At 44.5% G+C, this 15629-nt stretch carries 19 protein-coding genes and 1 pseudogene; 13 read left to right on the top strand and 7 right to left on the bottom strand.

Translation table 11 applies throughout. From position 1 onward, the window contains the following. Positions 1 to 145: 145 nt before the first annotated feature. The 6 genes and pseudogenes from A4G20_08070 to A4G20_08045 all read right to left on the bottom strand — a co-directional run bounded on the left by A4G20_08070 (position 146) and on the right by A4G20_08045 (position 4542). A complete protein-coding gene (locus A4G20_08070) occupies positions 146 to 1345 on the bottom strand; it encodes an integrase (GenBank protein ID QIW16291.1) in 1200 nt (399 codons plus the stop codon). Positions 1346 to 1697: 352 nt separating this feature from the next. Continuing rightward, entirely contained in the window at positions 1698 to 1991 is a 294-nt protein-coding gene (locus A4G20_08065) for an addiction module antidote protein, HigA family (protein QIW16290.1), read from the bottom strand. After that, a pseudogene (locus tag A4G20_08060) lies at positions 1988 to 3136 on the bottom strand (3-phenylpropionic acid transporter). Before A4G20_08060 ends, A4G20_08065 begins: the two are co-directional and overlap by 4 nt. Positions 3137 to 3146: 10 nt before the next feature. Beyond that, on the bottom strand, positions 3147 to 3965 hold the full coding sequence (locus A4G20_08055) for a pyrroline-5-carboxylate reductase (protein QIW16289.1): 819 nt from the start codon (positions 3963 to 3965) through the stop codon (positions 3147 to 3149). Between the two features lie 51 nt (positions 3966 to 4016). Continuing rightward, positions 4017 to 4289 (bottom strand): hypothetical protein, encoded by a 273-nt coding sequence (locus A4G20_08050; GenBank protein ID QIW16288.1) that lies wholly within the window; start codon positions 4287 to 4289, stop codon positions 4017 to 4019. Next, positions 4261 to 4542, bottom strand: a complete 282-nt coding sequence (locus A4G20_08045; protein QIW16287.1) for a hypothetical protein — start codon at positions 4540 to 4542, stop codon at positions 4261 to 4263. Before A4G20_08045 ends, A4G20_08050 begins: the two co-directional genes overlap by 29 nt. 168 nt (positions 4543 to 4710) lie before the next feature. Here A4G20_08045 and A4G20_08040 point away from each other — a divergent pair, with 168 nt between their 5' ends. The 13 genes from A4G20_08040 to A4G20_07980 all read left to right on the top strand — a co-directional run bounded on the left by A4G20_08040 (position 4711) and on the right by A4G20_07980 (position 14382). Continuing rightward, positions 4711 to 5619: a recombination-associated protein RdgC gene (locus A4G20_08040; protein ID QIW16286.1), complete on the top strand. Its 909-nt coding sequence runs from the start codon at positions 4711 to 4713 to the stop codon at positions 5617 to 5619. 13 nt (positions 5620 to 5632) lie between these two features. Next, on the top strand, positions 5633 to 6253 hold the full coding sequence (locus A4G20_08035) for a hypothetical protein (protein ID QIW16285.1): 621 nt from the start codon (positions 5633 to 5635) through the stop codon (positions 6251 to 6253). A 102-nt stretch (positions 6254 to 6355) separates the two neighbouring features. Beyond that, complete coding sequence (locus tag A4G20_08030; GenBank protein ID QIW16284.1) at positions 6356 to 6655, top strand: hypothetical protein; 300 nt, start codon at positions 6356 to 6358, stop codon at positions 6653 to 6655. Positions 6656 to 6665: 10 nt separating this feature from the next. Next, positions 6666 to 7037 carry a hypothetical protein gene (locus A4G20_08025; GenBank protein QIW16283.1) on the top strand — a complete coding sequence of 124 codons (372 nt, stop codon included), beginning with the start codon at positions 6666 to 6668 and terminating at the stop codon, positions 7035 to 7037. Between the two features lie 79 nt (positions 7038 to 7116). Further along, positions 7117 to 8088 (top strand): hypothetical protein, encoded by a 972-nt coding sequence (locus A4G20_08020; GenBank protein QIW16282.1) that lies wholly within the window; start codon positions 7117 to 7119, stop codon positions 8086 to 8088. After that, entirely contained in the window at positions 8081 to 8536 is a 456-nt protein-coding gene (locus A4G20_08015) for a hypothetical protein (GenBank protein ID QIW16281.1), read from the top strand. The genes A4G20_08020 and A4G20_08015 overlap by 8 nt, the downstream gene beginning before the upstream one ends. Before the next feature lie 183 nt (positions 8537 to 8719). After that, on the top strand, positions 8720 to 9349 hold the full coding sequence (locus A4G20_08010) for a hypothetical protein (protein QIW16280.1): 630 nt from the start codon (positions 8720 to 8722) through the stop codon (positions 9347 to 9349). A 75-nt stretch (positions 9350 to 9424) separates the two neighbouring features. Beyond that, positions 9425 to 9949 carry a hypothetical protein gene (locus A4G20_08005; GenBank protein QIW16279.1) on the top strand — a complete coding sequence of 175 codons (525 nt, stop codon included), beginning with the start codon at positions 9425 to 9427 and terminating at the stop codon, positions 9947 to 9949. A 38-nt stretch (positions 9950 to 9987) separates the two neighbouring features. Continuing rightward, complete coding sequence (locus A4G20_08000; protein ID QIW16882.1) at positions 9988 to 10425, top strand: dihydroneopterin triphosphate diphosphatase; 438 nt, start codon at positions 9988 to 9990, stop codon at positions 10423 to 10425. Between the two features lie 17 nt (positions 10426 to 10442). Further along, positions 10443 to 11183: a hypothetical protein gene (locus A4G20_07995; GenBank protein QIW16278.1), complete on the top strand. Its 741-nt coding sequence runs from the start codon at positions 10443 to 10445 to the stop codon at positions 11181 to 11183. Positions 11184 to 11290: 107 nt separating this feature from the next. Further along, positions 11291 to 11869 carry a hypothetical protein gene (locus tag A4G20_07990; GenBank protein ID QIW16277.1) on the top strand — a complete coding sequence of 193 codons (579 nt, stop codon included), beginning with the start codon at positions 11291 to 11293 and terminating at the stop codon, positions 11867 to 11869. A 310-nt stretch (positions 11870 to 12179) separates the two neighbouring features. Further along, entirely contained in the window at positions 12180 to 13901 is a 1722-nt protein-coding gene (locus A4G20_07985) for an acetolactate synthase, large subunit, biosynthetic type (GenBank protein ID QIW16276.1), read from the top strand. Next, complete coding sequence (locus A4G20_07980) at positions 13894 to 14382, top strand: acetolactate synthase small subunit (protein QIW16275.1); 489 nt, start codon at positions 13894 to 13896, stop codon at positions 14380 to 14382. Before A4G20_07985 ends, A4G20_07980 begins: the two co-directional genes overlap by 8 nt. A 61-nt stretch (positions 14383 to 14443) precedes the next feature. Here A4G20_07980 and A4G20_07975 read toward each other — a convergent pair whose 3' ends face one another. Further along, positions 14444 to 15583 (bottom strand): aldo/keto reductase, encoded by a 1140-nt coding sequence (locus A4G20_07975; protein ID QIW16274.1) that lies wholly within the window; start codon positions 15581 to 15583, stop codon positions 14444 to 14446. Positions 15584 to 15629: the final 46 nt, after the last annotated feature.

Below are 15629 nucleotides of genomic sequence, written 5' to 3'. Positions count from 1 at the left end.
TAAAATAATCTTTACCAACTTTTTTGTCCTATAGAGGCATAAAGTGCAAAAAGACCAACTATTTTGTCCTATATGCCGTGATCTTATATGGCCCGGAGATGTGTACAACATAAACATCCTTTACATTTTTCTCTAAGGACATCGTTTACATTGTATGGTTAATATGCCAGCTACTTGCTGGAGTAATTTTCTTCTCTCGGTCATCCATTTGACCCAGAAAATGAAAACGGTAATAAATGTGCCAAATACCATCGGCGTAAGGCACAAAAGCAACGGTTTCTTGCTTTAAAATTTGGCTCAGGTAGTAAATTTCACCTTGCCAACAGAGTTCGCCACTGGGTTTAACTCGACGAAGTTCAACACCTTGACCGTAGTCATAGTCTTCAATCTTGCCGGTATAAATACGACTTGAGGGCTGATAAAGACTTGCTGGCGTCTGACGTTTTTTGTCATCATCAAGCAGGCTTTCGTGGCTACGCTCATGGTTATATTCGTGCACAAAAGCATCGAACATGGCCTGTTGGTCTGCAAGATTCCCTGCAATGGCCTCACGCTTGAGTAAACAAGCCTTGAGGCTACGGTGCATTCGCTCATGATGCCCATTTTGTTCGGGGTGGGCGGGGCGAATACGCTCGGGCCGAATGCCCAGGTCAATCCACCATTTGGCCAGCTTGCTTAAGCCACCCAGGGCAGTTGAGGCAAAGGGCGAGCCATTGTCGCTACGAATATTCCAAGGCAGCCCGAACTCGTAAAAAAGTCGTTCAAACTGGGCTTTTACAGGGTCACCCAAGGTATTGGGCAGGGCCTGACAAAGCAATAAGTAACGGCAAAACTGGTCGCTCACCGTTAGCGGGTAGCACCATTTCTGGTCACCTAGCTGGAATTGCCCCTTGAAATCCACGCACCAGGTTGTATTAGGGGCGTCACATTCGGCAAAGGGCAAGCTGTCTGCTGGCGTGTGACGGCGAACCTTGCGGGGCTTGACCAGTCCTGCTCGAGCCAAGATTAAATCGCCTGTGCTATCAGCCGGTTTCTTGGCTTCAGGAAAGCGTTGCTCAAACAGGTCAAGCAGCTTTTTTGCCCCCCAATCGGGGCGTTTGCGTCGCTCACTGACCAGCCACTCAACAATCCATTGTGGCGTGGCATTGGGCGAATAATGTGGCTTTCTGGATAGCTCTTGCAAACCAGGAAAGCCGCCTTGTTTAAAGCGTTCAATCCATTTATTGGCTGTTGGACGACTGATTCCGAACTGTTCACACAGGTCGGATTTTGTAAAGCGTTGGGACAACCAAGCCTTGATAAATAACGTTTTTTGTTCCATAGGATTCGTTTGTTTCCAAGCCATTTTCTTCACCAAAGATAAGATGTTTGGTGCGATTTTACGGCAAAGAATGTAAACGATGTCCTTGGGTTATGATGTAAAGGATGTTATCAGGTTGTACCATGCGATCCCCCTCTTTAGCAAAGAGGGGTTAGGGGAGATTTGGCAGTATCTTTTTTGCTCATAAATTATGAGCCAATATGTAGTAAGAGTGCTATTTATTCTCTCTCTTCCGTTTCCACTTCTGCCAAATCTCCCCCTGCCCCTCTTTGCTAAAGAGGGGAGTAGCTCATTGGAGCTTAACTTTCATCTTTCTTCACTAATAAGGCCTTGTTCTATTTTGAATTATCAACAACTTCTAGAGATGATAAAAAATTTAAGCCAAAGCAGTATGGCCAAAGTCGAAAGGCAAAATAGTGCTTTTGCGGTTTTGTTTGAGTTCCCATACATCATAGGCTGATTGTAGGCTTAACCACAGCTTGGCTGTGCTAATGCCAGCATCTTCTAAGGCTAGGGCAATATTAGCTGTCATAGGCGCTTTACCGTGCACAAGCCGAGAAATGGTTTCTCTAGAAAAGCCCAAATGATTGGCAAGTGCTGTGATTTGAATATTATGCGGTTCAATAAAACCATCAAATAAAATGATGCCTGGATGGGTGGGTTTTCTCATTTTTGCTCCTGAATCTGTGTTACAAACCTCTTAGGCACAATAAAAATCGCTGGTATTACAATCAGGGCCATGAGCCAAAAACTTGCTGATGCTGAATGGGCGTAGATGAAGCCTGCAATCAAGGTGAAAATGGCCATGAGGCCGCAGCTGGCTAGGGCGAAGTAGAGGGCTTGGAGCTTGGCGATCTTTTGGGTGTCTTGGGTGGAGATGTAGCGGATCATGGCGACATGGCCGATGGCAAAGGTAAGCGCGTGCATGGCCTGTTCCAGGGCTAAGATGGCCACCTCGGTTTGGCTGGCCAAGAGGCTCCAACGCAGGATGCAGGCCAGGGCAGAGGTCAGCATAAGGCCGTAAATTGACCAGTTCTTAAAGACCCGATTGGCCACAAAAAAGAGGACGATTTCAGAGGTCACGGCTAGGCCCCAGAGCAGGCTGGCGGTTTGGGGCGAAATGCCGTTGGCCTGCCAGTGGAGGGTGCTGTAGGTGTAGTAGGCGGCGTGGGAGGCTTGGATAAGCGAGATGGCAATCATCATGCGTAGGGTAGTTTTATCCTTGAGCAAATCCCAGTAAGACACCTTACAAGCGGTTTCTTTTTGCTCGTTTTCTGCAAAATAGGTGGTGGGTGCCAGCATTTGGCTCAGGCTTAAAAAGAGCAACCAGCCGGCCATAATAAAGATGATGGAGTTTTCCCCCAGCCAGCCGACCAGATAGCCCGTGCTAATTGACCCCACCACAAAGGCCAGCGATCCAAAGAGGCGGGAGCGGCCGTAGTCCATACCCACTTGCTTCTGCCAGGTGGAGGCGATGGTTTCGTTGATGGGCATGGAACCGCCATTAACCATGTGAAAGAGGGCAAAGGCCGGCAATAGCCACCAGAGGGATTGGACGGCCCAGGCCATGATGAGCGTAATAGCCAGGCTGACCCAGGCTAAGACCCGAATGGTTGGGATCAGTTGGTTGGGGCCTTTAATCCGTTGGGAGCAGGCAATGCCACCCAAGAAGCGGAAAACAAAGCCCAGGGAGGCCAGAAGCCCGATGGTTTCGGTGGCGTAGCCGCTGTCCTTGAGCCAGAGGGGCAGGAAGGGCAAAAGCACCCCATAGGCACAGAAGAAGCCGAAAAAACTTAGGGATGACCACTGGAGGGGGAGAGCTTGATCATAGGGATTTTTCCATTTCCTCGGCCCGGCGAATGGCTGCCTGCATGGCTTCATCAACAAGCCCCATTAAATTATGCTCATCAAAAACCTGCAAGGCCTGGGCGGTGGTGCCTCCCTTGGAGGTGACATTTTCCCTAAGCGTGGAAAGCGGGGTATCAGGCTGGGCCTCCACCAATTTGGCTGCCCCCAAGGCAACGGACTGGACTAAAAAGCGAGCATCGGTTTCACTAAAACCTAGCTTGACGGCTGAGGCCTGCATGGCCTCCATAAAGCGGAAGAAGTAGGCCGGGCTGGAACCCGTCACGGCAATAATATGGTTGAGTTGGGCTTCTTCTTGAACCCAGTAGGTTTGGCCCACGGCATTGAGGAGCTGGCTGGCGAAGTCGCAAGCGGCTTGAGAAACCGATTTTTTTGCAAATAAGCCTGTAAGGCCTGCCCCAATTAAGGAAGGCGTATTAGGCATGGTGCGAATGATATTTTTTGCACTAGGCAAGAGGCTTTCCAGCCGATTAACTGAAATGCCGGCCGCGACCGAAATCACCCACTTGGCCGAGAAGTCTAGGTCAGCAAATTCCCCACACACCTCTGCCATCATCTGTGGCTTGACAGCCAAGATAACCACATCCGCCCTTTCGACCGCCTCATGTTTGCTAAACTGGGTTTGCACATCCAGTTGAGCCAATTCTTCACGCCGGGCCTGGTTGCTCTTGTTACAGGCTATAATTTGTTGGGCAGGGTAGCCCTCTTTAATCAGGCCTGAAATAATGGCAAAGGCCATATTGCCAGCGCCGATAAAGGCTAGGGTTTTGTTTTGCATGGGGTCTCCTTATAAAAAGCGACTTCCTCCAAATGCTTGGAGGAAGCCATTTTAACGGGTTTGTAAATATTGATTTAAGACCTGATCGATCTTGTTTTGCCAGCCTGCTCCCATGGCCTGAAAGCCTGCAATAACCTCCTTAGAGAGATTAAGCGAAATGCGTTGTTTGGCCTGGCTTTCTTGCTCCGCCTGATGTTTAAGCACCATCTCAACAAATTCAGGAGGCATAACTTCCTTAAGGGGGCGAAATTGGGCCAGTTCTTCATCCGTCAAAGGACGCAGATCGTCAAATTCATTAAATAATGGTGTGGCGTTGGTTTTCATACTTTTTAATCTCCCTTTTGTTGGCCTTACGAAAGCTGATAATACGAGTGCCTTGTGGTGTAGGGGTAAAGCAGGCCGCATAGACACGCTCCCCAATAAGTCCTAAGGCAATAAAGCGAGGTTCAGGATAATTGATACGAGTATCTTGCCAGATTACAGCCGTTTGCCAATCAAATTGTCTCATCAAATCAAAGGGCAAATTGCGTAAGATTTCATTACGTTGCGATTTATTAGGATCAAAAACAATCTGCATATACTACCTCATTTTTCAGGGTCTGGATCATTCTGCCTTTTCATAAAAAGAAAAAAATCGACAAAAATAGATTTTTCGATCCAGATCGAAAAATTAAGCTTTCGTCCTTGCTATTTTTATTGGGTTGATTCAGGTAAAATCCCGCTATTTAAGATAAAAGGAAGAGATATGAATTGGTTTCGCAATATTATGATTTACCGCCTAACTAGCCAATTAAAGCTAGATAGCAAGAGCCTAGAAGAGCAGTTACAGGCCACCCGTTTTAGCCCCTGCCAGGCGGGGGATTTGCAAAAATTTGGCTGGTCGGCCCCGCTTGCAGGTTCTGATCTCCTGCATTTTGCCCAGGGGCAGAATATGTTTTTGGTTTCCCATAAGGAGGAAAAGCTCCTGCCCAGCAATGTGGTTAAGGCTGAGGCCGAGTCTCGGATTGAGAGCCTAGAGGCCAAGGAGCAACGCAAGCTCAAAAAGACCGAAAAACAGGCCATTAAAGATGATGTGGTGGCCATGCTCCTGCCTCGAGCCTTTAGCAAGCACCAATTTACCGCCCTCTGGTTAGACTTAGAAAACCAGCTGATTTATGTGGATGCCGCTTCAAGTAAGCGGGCAGAGGATACCTTAGCCCTCTTGCGTAAGACCTTGGGTTCTTTGCCCGTGGTTCCGCTTTCCTTTGTGCTAGAACCCCGTGAGGTGATGACCAACTGGGTGGCCCGGGGCCATACCCCAGCCTGGCTCAACTTGCTGGAAGAGGCCGAGCTGAAATCCTTTGATACGGACAGCCTGATTCGTTGCAAGCGTCAAGATTTGGAAAGCCAGGAGATGGAAAGCCACTTTCAAGCGGGTAAATTTATCACAAAACTTGCAATCGACTGGGAGAGCCACTTTTCTTGCCTGCTCAATGAAGATGGCACCCTTAGCCGCCTCAAGTTCGCCGATGAGGTGCGGGAGAAGAATGACGATATTCTCAAGGAAGACAAGGCCCAGCGATTTGATGCGGATTTCCTCCTTATGACCGAGGAATTAAGGCTCTTTACGGCCAAGCTCCTAGAAGAGTTTGGGGGAATAAGGCAAAATCTTTAATTAAGGGGGTAATATGACAGCAAACAAACTGGAATTTATTAGAAAAACACGGCCTAAATTAAAGGCAGGCAATGTCTTTTATTATCGGATAAATAACAAGGTCTATTTTGGCTTGGTCTTTATTACAAAAGCAGAATATGATTATGTTGGCATTGCTTTTATTGTTGTCCTGCCCAATTATGCTGCCCAGCAGCCAAGCGATTTTTCCCCTGAAACCCTGATTGAAACCATCCAAAAAGGTGACTTGCTAGCCCCGCCGACCAATATTAACCAAAGAGCTTGGACGATGGGTTATTTCAATGTGATCGACCATATCGATCTTTCCAGCATACCCATATTGGATACATATAGAATGAACCACAGCGGTTTTCTTTATGACAGGTGGGGAAAGATGCTTTTTGATCTTCGGTATGATGTCCATACCCCTGATATTCCCAATATTTTATTTTTGGGGGATATGGGCATATATGCTCATGAGGGCATTGAATATCTTATCCAGCTGGGCTTGGGGCTGGACTATGATGCCCGTGAAAAGCCTTATGATTTTTATGAAAGTTATCCGAAAAATTTTAGCGAAGAAGATTTACCCTATTGGTATTTTAATTCGATTGGAAAGCCCTTGGTAAAACCTTAAAAGCAGGTGTGGGTTGGGTTATTAAAGCACCCTGAGCTGGCTCAATAGTGAACCATGAGATATAAAAGATAGAAGGTTTTAAATGCTTTATGTTCATAATATATGGAATCACATGAAGATGATATTGGTGTGTTTTTTTATTATGAGATTGATGAAAGTGGAGTAATAAAAAGGCAAATAGAAATATATCAAGATTTTTCGTTTGGGCTAGCTTGTGATGATTTTCAATATAATACATTTAGGTCTGGCGATCAAATCAATCTTGATGATATTAATGAATCTATTATTTTTGATGATGAGAGTAAAACCTTTTTTATTTCAGGTGAGCAATTTGATGCTGTTTGGGATTTTTTTATATCCAAAATGAAATGTAAAACTAACCACGATTATAAAAAAGCGTAGAGGAATTGCAATGAAATTTATGGAAACTGATCATGTTTTCAGCCGCATATACGATCGTGAGGCAATATTGGTACAGACGGTTTTACATTTGAATAAAAGCAATGAGTTGCTATTTAAAGGTACAGTTTATGCAGAATGTATTCGGCCAGATGAAATCGGTACGGTGCTGCCTTTTGAGTTATGTTTTCAAAATGTTCAAATGTTTGAATGTGCCAATATTGAATTAAGCGGATTAGATGAACGGATAAGGGCAAATATGATGCGTATTGCCGATTCTGAATACATTCAGGAAAAACAACTATACGGATTTGAGCATTATATTTTTGTAGCTTATAGCCGTGTTTATCAGATTGTTGCACAAAATTACCGCAGCTCGCTATAAACAAGCATACACCTGAACTGAAAAATCAGGATTATTTTTCTTGGGGCTATTATTAATCTTTAAATGAATGGAGGCGTAAATGCCTTTAACACTGGAACAAAAAAATAAGCGTAAACTTTCACAAGTTAAAAATGAGATAGTTAAATCCGCCGTTGGTTTGGAAGGCAACGGTATTGATATACCCATCTTCCATCAATGCCGAGAGGCTTTGTTAAATAATATCCCAACCTTGAATGTGGCTTGGGAAGATAGGGGCAATGATTATACCGATACCTATAATCAATATGGTATGCTTGAATCCTGCTTGTCGTATCAATATGATTTGATTTCCCAGTTTATAAAAACTCCAAGCCAAGAAACCTATAACAAATTATTAAATGCTTATTTTTTGAAGGTTATTTATTTTATTGCGCAAAAAAATTATAAAGAAAGCCTGAATAACGGTTTCGATACGGATAGGACATTGAGCCTGTTTTTTGCCATGATGTATTGTGATCATTATATTCAAAGCGAAATGATGGATGTGCTGGCCTATTATAAAAATCACGAGGAATTTAATCGTGATGAAGATGGTATCGGTTCATTTTTTGGTGAAAAAACGATTTTGCCCTTGGCCTACCATTTTTATACTCAAGTGCAACAAAATAAAACATGGTCTTTTGATTTAAGCAATGTGGAAGACAATAAGGGCAAGCCTGTTTGTGCTCATATTATGGCCAATATTACCCCCTTGTATCAAAAAATTATTGATAATATCGAAACTGACGATATGGCATTATTGCAAGAACTTATTGATGAGTTGTGTCAATACCGATTGGATCATTCAAAAGGCAATTATCTACTAGAGTTTAATGGCAATATGGCGGAGTATTTTCCGATTGAGATCTTATTTTTACTAAAACACAGGGTAGAAAAAGGCCATTCTATTGATGGCATTCATCATATTTTAATTGATGATTTCTTGCCGTATTTTCTAAAGGATTTTATCGTTTCTGATGATAATAAGGTGTTTGGAGAGAGAGCATTAAGCGGGAGATATATGAATGAGTAGAGCAAGAAAGAATTTTAAAGCAGGTGATATATTCCCCCTTTCAGATGTCGTTTTGGGTGAAGAAACCTTGTTTTTGCACCAAAAACACCGTTTGGGTAAGGTGATTTTTATGTCAAAAATCACCAAACGCATGATTGGCATTGTTTTATCCCAAAAGACCTTTGAGAAAATTCCCGAGGATGTATCGGATATTGCTTTTTCGGATACCATCTTTTACACAGGAAATCATTTATTAAGAGAGGGTGTTTGGGCAGTAATTGGTAATCAGCCTGTAACCAAAGAAGAACAGGAGCTGACTTTAAGATTGGTTGGCAGTAGCCTCTATTTATTGGATGAAAATTTAGGCCTTGTTGAGCAGAAAGATCGGAAAAAATATCAGAAACAATTAGCCTCTGGTTTGGGGGCACTCTATTGGAAAATTAATCAGCTTTATCCTGATGAACAATAGGGTTCAGCCTAGGGTGGGTTGGAAACCCAACATAATCCATTGATATTTTTCTAAACAAAAAACATAGAAAATTATCAGCTTTGCAGCTTGCACTTGGAATAAAAGAGCTCCAAGACAATGCAAGACAAGAAACAGTTTGAAAAATGGTATATTTAAAACAGATCCCTGTACTGGAAGATTAATATGAAACAAAAGTTGTACTTTATTGACTATGATGATATTTGTCAAGGTTGCCCAACTTTCACTGGTGGAAAGTTTCTAAAAGATGGTATTTGGACAGGTGAACACGAGTGGGATTTTGACGATCCAAATCCCGAACATTACAATATCACATCTACTTACTCTTTGAAGATTGATGAAAAATCTATTAATTTTGACTATTCTGGGCATAACTATGTTTCTGAAAATTTTCTAAAAGTCTTAAATGCCTGTAAAGTGAATTATAGAGCCGTTCCACTTGAAATATTTTTATCTAAAAACAAACATCCTGAGAAAAAATATTATTTTTTATTATTGTGTGGTAGGTTTTTTCTTTTAGATAAGGCAGTTTCCAAATATACAGTTTGTAAAAGCCCAAACAATGAAAAAGAATATCTTTACGAAACATATTTTCCTAATGAAGTATGCTATGATTTGATAGAGGAATTTTATGTGAAAGATGATGGTAATTTACCCGATTTTTTTGTATGTGCTGAATTGAAAAAGGATGTTTGCACAGAAAAGTTCAAAAAATTATGTCAATCGCTAAATATTACTAGAATTAAATTTACTGAGATTAGCAACGGTTTTAGATATGATCCTTGGGAAGATTAATAAATTTAATTAAAATATTACCGTAGCCACTCTACGCTTGCTTTATTCAAATGATAAATAGGATTCAGAAAAGAGATGTTTAAAATAAATGCCTATAGCGAAATTATGCAGGCTATTCCGTCTATAAGAAAATTTGTTCATCACAATGCTGAAATTTCGTTAGAAGATGATATTTATCAGGCCTATCTTCGAGAGAGGGTAGAGGTGGAATTTACCCCAGATATTCTGATTTTTGATTATGAAAATGCCCTTAAGGAAAATGCCTATTTACACAAGCATTATCCCAATATTGCTGAAAAGGTATGGATAATGGGCAGGAGCGGGCAGGGGGATGAGTGGTTTATCCATAAAGGATCGAAACAAGTTTTATTTTATGATCATGGTTTGGGAGAATATCAGCATATCAATGATTTTCAAGATATGAAGATCAGGTTTGATGAATTTGTGGTGCTGGCAGATTTATATAAGCAGCTAGATTTATATTTAGATAAGCATGAGATTTCAGATAGTAATAAGGGAAAATTTATTGAATTGGTTAATTCAATAGAGAGTGGCTTATTTGATCGTTATCCTTATGAGGTTTTTTTTAGAAGTGCTTGATAAGCAAGCGGCTCAAAAACACAGGAAATTTGCAAATGATGAAATACAAAAACAACCAATCCGTTTTAATTGCCCTTTATGCCCAAAATACAGGGCGGGTTTTGATGCTGCAACGCCGAGATGATCCTGATTTTTGGCAATCGATCACCGGCACGATTGAGACAGGCGAAAGGCCTGAGCAAACGGCTTTGAGAGAGGTGCGGGAGGAAACGGGGATTGATATTGTTGCTCAAAATTTATGCTTGTATGATTGCCAAACCTCGGTAAAATTTGAGATTTTCCCGCAATTCCGCTATAAATACGCACCGCATATTACACACGGCACTGAACACTGGTTTTTATTGGCCTTGGAGGCGGAAATTTCGCCCCAAATAAGTGAGCATTTGGCCTTTAAGTGGGTCAGCCCGCAAGAGGCCATGGCCTCGACCAAATCACCCAGTAATGCAGCAATTATTCAACAATATCTAACCATTTAATAAAAGAGGAAATTAAGATGGCAGGTCATAGTAAGTGGGCTAACATTAAGCACCGCAAGGCAGCACAAGACGCCCAACGTGGCAAGATTTTTACAAAATTAATTCGTGAATTGGTTACCGCCGCCAAATTGGGCGGGGGCGATGTGGCCTCTAACCCTCGTCTACGTTCGGCCGTGGACAAGGCCCTTTCCAACAATATGACACGGGACACCATCAACCGTGCTATTGAACGAGGCGTGGGCGGTGGCGATGACACCAATATGGAAACCAAAATTTACGAAGGCTATGGCCCAGGCGGCACAGCGGTCATGGTGGAATGCTTGAGCGATAACGCCAACCGTACCATTTCCCAGGTTCGCCCAAGTTTCACTAAGTGTGGCGGCAACCTCGGCACAGAAGGCTCGGTCGGCTATCTCTTTAGCAAAAAAGGCCTGATCCTGATTGCGGAAGCGGATGAAGATGCCTTAACCGAAGCAGCCATTGAAGCGGGAGCGGATGATATTCAGCCACAAGAAGATGGTTCATTTGAAATCTACACCGCTTGGGAAGACTTGGGTGATGTACGGGATGGCATTGAACAGGCTGGCTTCAAAATTCAAGAAGCGGAAGTGACCATGATCCCATCAACAACCGTGGACTTGGATGCCGAAAATGCCCCGAAACTCCTGCGTTTGATTGAGATGCTAGAAGATTGTGATGATGTGCAAAATGTCTATCACAATGGCCAAATCAGTGACGAAGTGGCCGCTTTATTATAGGTATTTGCTACATTTTTAAAATTTTTTTGAACTTTCTTGCCATTTGCCTTTCTAAGCCTATGTACATAATAAGTACAAAGACTTAATTTAATAATGGAGAATGTCTTATGAAAAAATTAGCACTTGTTTCAACCATTGCCGCTGCCCTTATGTTAGGTGCCTGTTCAACTGCTTCTGATGCAGGCACTGCCATGGTAGATGGTATGAAAAGCGCAGGTTCTGCTGTTGTTGATGGTGCGAAAACGGCAGGCGGTGCAGTCGTTGATGGCGCCAAAGCAGCGGGAGGCGCTGTAGTGGATGGTGCAAAAGCAACAGGTAGCGCAGTGTCAAGCGGTGTCGAAACAGTAAAAGATGCCATGATGGGCACCAGCACTCAAACTATCTCTTATGTATGTACGGCAAGCGGTAAAAAAGCAAATGTACAAGCCGCTTATACCTTTAATGGCGAGAAGCCACAGCTTGCAACCGTTATCTTAGATGGCAAAGTGCTTGCCACCAACTTAACTGTTGATAGCGCTTACTTAGATGGCGTGCAATTTAGCGACAGCAAAAATGTTTGGACCTTATCAGAAAACATCACACCAAGCACTGTGGCTAAGGTTGTACCTGTAATGTACACCCTTAAAGGTGACCAAGCAGACACCATCGTAGCCAAACACTGTGAGCTTGCTCCAGTCAAGAAATAATCACATCCTTCCTTTAAAAAGCTGACTTCGGTCGGCTTTTTTTATGCCCTTTCTCCGAAATATGTGATCTGGCTCACAAAATACAAACAAAATTTAATCTTGCTCTGTTTTATAAAATCCTGACAAAAGCCTTTTAATTTGAGTTTTTAAAGGTTTTTGTTTTATTTTATGCTAATAAATTTGATTTTTGTGAAATTTAAGTCTTTTTTGACCGCTTGAAATCTGCTTTTACCCCCTAGACAAGCGGTGGATTTCATTGCAAAATCTGCAAAGTTTTTACTTTTACAGTTTATTCCTTGTGGAGGATTCAATGAAGAAATTTTCAGGTGCGGAAATTGTGGTGCAATCCCTGCGTGATGAAGGCGTGGAATACGTTTTCGGCTACCCAGGTGGTTCAGTACTTGATGTTTATGATGCCATTCATACCCTAGGCGGCATTAAGCACGTTTTAGTCCGTCACGAACAGGCCGCTGTTCACATGGCAGACGGCTATGCTCGCTCAACAGGTAAAGTAGGCTGCGTGCTGGTGACTTCAGGCCCGGGGGCAACCAATGCCATTACCGGCATTGCCACCGCCTATTCGGACTCCATTCCTCTCGTGGTCTTTTCAGGCCAAGTGCCGTCCTCTTTAATTGGTTCGGATGCCTTCCAAGAGTGCGATATGATCGGCATTTCTCGCCCTGTGGTTAAGCACAGCTTCTTGGTCAAACGGGCGGAAGATCTGCCGGCCATCATCAAAAAAGCCTTCTACATTGCCTCAACCGGTCGCCCAGGCCCGGTGGTGATTGACTTGCCAAAAGATGTGGTCAATCCTGCCAATAAATATGTTTATGAATACCCGAAATCGGTGTCGCTACGTTCCTACAACCCAACCGTGGAAGGGCACAAGGGCCAAATTAAGAAGGCCCTTAAGGCGGTCTTAGTCGCCAAAAAACCGGTGCTTTATCTAGGCGGTGGGGTTGTGCTTAGTAATGCGGCAGAAAAGGCTACCGAATTTGCCCAAAAGCTCAACTTGCCTGTAACTTCGTCTCTTATGGGCTTGGGGGCTTACCCAAGTACGGATAAACAGTTCCTAGGCATGCTGGGCATGCACGGCACCTATGAGGCCAATAATGCCATGCACGAAAGTGATTTGATTTTAGGTATTGGGGTGCGTTTTGATGATCGCACCACAAATAATCTGGCCAAATATTGTCCGAATGCGAAAGTAATTCATATTGATATTGACCCCGCTTCCATCTCCAAAACCGTGCCGGCCTATATCCCGATTGTGGGCAGTGCCGAGAACGTTTTGGGCGAGTTCCTCTCCCTCTTGGAAGAAGAAAATCTTGCAAAAAATCAGGCCGATTTAACCGCTTGGTGGCAACAAATTGACACTTGGAAGGCTCGCAACTGCCTGGCCTACACCCAAACCGACGTGATCAAGCCACAAGAGGTGATTCGTAAGGTTTACGAAATTACCCAAGGCCAGGCCTATGTGGCTTCTGATGTGGGCCAACACCAGATGTTTGCTGCCCTGCATTATCCATTTGACCAGCCTCGCCGCTGGATCAACTCAGGCGGCCTTGGCACCATGGGCTTTGGCCTGCCGGCGGCTCTTGGGGTGAAATTTGCCCACCCAGAGGCTACGGTGGTTTGCGTAACAGGCGACGGCAGTATTCAGATGAATATTCAAGAACTCTCCACTGCCAAACAGTACGACACGCCGGTGGTGATCATCAACCTCAACAACCGCTTCTTGGGCATGGTGAAACAGTGGCAAGACATTATTTATGCCGGCCGCCACTCCCATTCCTATATGGACTCCCTGCCTGATTTTGTCAAATTGGCAGAGGCTTATGGCCATGTGGGCATTCAAATCAGCAAGCCAGAGGAGCTAGAGGATAAACTCAAACAGGCCTTTGCCATCAAGGACAAACTGGTCTTTGTTGATGTGACGGTGGACGAAACCGAACACGTTTACCCAATGCAAATTCGGGGCGAATCCATGAAAGATATGATGTTAAGTAAAACGGAGCGAACAGATGCGTAGAACATTATCAGTATTATTAGAGAACGAATCAGGGGCCTTGTCTCGTGTGGTGGGTTTGTTCTCTCAACGTGGCTTTAACATTGAAAGTTTAACCGTTGCCCCAACCGACGACCCAAGTCTGTCCCGCATGACCATTGTGGCCCAGGGCGATGAAAAGGTACTGGAGCAGATTGAAAAGCAACTGCACAAGCTGATCGATATCTTCAAGGTCACAAACCTCAGCTATGTGGAACACGTAGAGCGGGAAGTCCTGCTGCTCAAGGTGCGAGCCACCGGCACCGCCCGGGATGAACTCAAACGCATGGCCGATATTTTCCGTGGCCAAATCGTGGACATCACGCCCAAGCTCTATACCATTCAATTAACAGGCACCAGCGAAAAGCTCAACGCCTTTATTGAAGCGGTGACGGCCGAAACCCAGATTGTGGAGATTGTCCGTTCGGGGGTGATTAGTTTGGCTCGGGGGGATAAGGCTTTATAGTCTTCCTCTTACAAGCGGGGCAAATTTGCAAGATTTTTGCAGATTTGCCCCGCTTGTCTTCCTATCTCACTTCCGAAAACTTCAAAATCGCCTCAGGTAATCTGTCGCCTTGAATCTGGATCTGATCCAACTCACGGGTAAATTGAGCCAGCTCATCAGCGGTGAAACTTACGCCGTCGGCACCGAGATTGTCCATTAGGTGATTACTTTTGGTCGTGCCTGGAATTGGCACGATAAAGTCGCCTTGAGCCTGTAGCCAAGCCAGAGAAAGCTGGGCTGGGGTGCAGAGTTTGGCGAAAGACCACTTGCGAATCAGCTCAATAAGGGCGAAATTGTGTTGCCAGTTGGCGGACTCAAATCTCGGCAGAATGCCACGCAAGTCCATTGCTGGGTTGTCGCCGAAGTTTTGGTTGGCAGAGACATAACCACCCAGCACGCCCATTCCCAGTGGCGACCAAGGCACAAAGCCGATCCCCAATTCCTTACACACAGGCAAAACATCTTTTTCACGTCCACGGAAGAGCAGGGAGTATTCGCTCTGCACTGCGGTCATCGGTTCGATGGCGTGGGCCTTGCGAATGGTGGCTGGGCTGACTTCGCATAAGCCGTAGCCCCGCACCTTGCCTGCTTTAATCAGCTCTTGCACTGTGCCAACCACATCTTCTACTGGCACGTCAGGATCGGCTCGGTGTTGGTAGAGCAGGTCGATATAGTCGGTTTGCAGGCGGGTCAGCATATTGTCCACCACTCGCTTGATATGCTCAGGCTTGCTGTTTACCTTGCCCGTGCGTTGCCCTGTTTGCTGGTCGATGTCCCAGCCGAATTTGGTGGCTAAGGTAATCTGTTTGCGGAAGGGCTTGATGGCTTCACCCACCACCCGTTCGCTTTTGAAGGGCCCGTAGGCTTCAGCGGTGTCGAAGAAGGTAATGCCGTGGTCAAAGGCTTGGCGAATAATCTTAATGGACTGTTCCTTACTCGGCTCTGCCACGCCATACATATTCTGCCCAAAGCCCTGACAGCCCAAGCCCAGTGATGAAATGGTCAATTTACCCAGCTGACGTTGGCTTGGTAATTTTGTGTGATTTTCGGTTGAAAGAGCGGTTGGATTTGAAGATGTTTTTGCAAAAGCAACAGCGTTTAAGCCCAAACCTAAGGCGGTCAAACCGCCTGCTTTTAAGAGATTTCTGCGTGAGTTGTTCATTGTTTTTTCCTTATGTAGGGTGGGCATCCTTGCCCACCAATTACGA

This window comes from Pasteurellaceae bacterium RH1A (assembly GCA_012221805.1).
Lineage (GTDB): Bacteria > Pseudomonadota > Gammaproteobacteria > Enterobacterales > Pasteurellaceae > RH1A.
The sequence above is the reverse complement of the archived record's forward strand: the minus strand, read 5'-3'. Positions and strand labels throughout refer to the sequence as shown.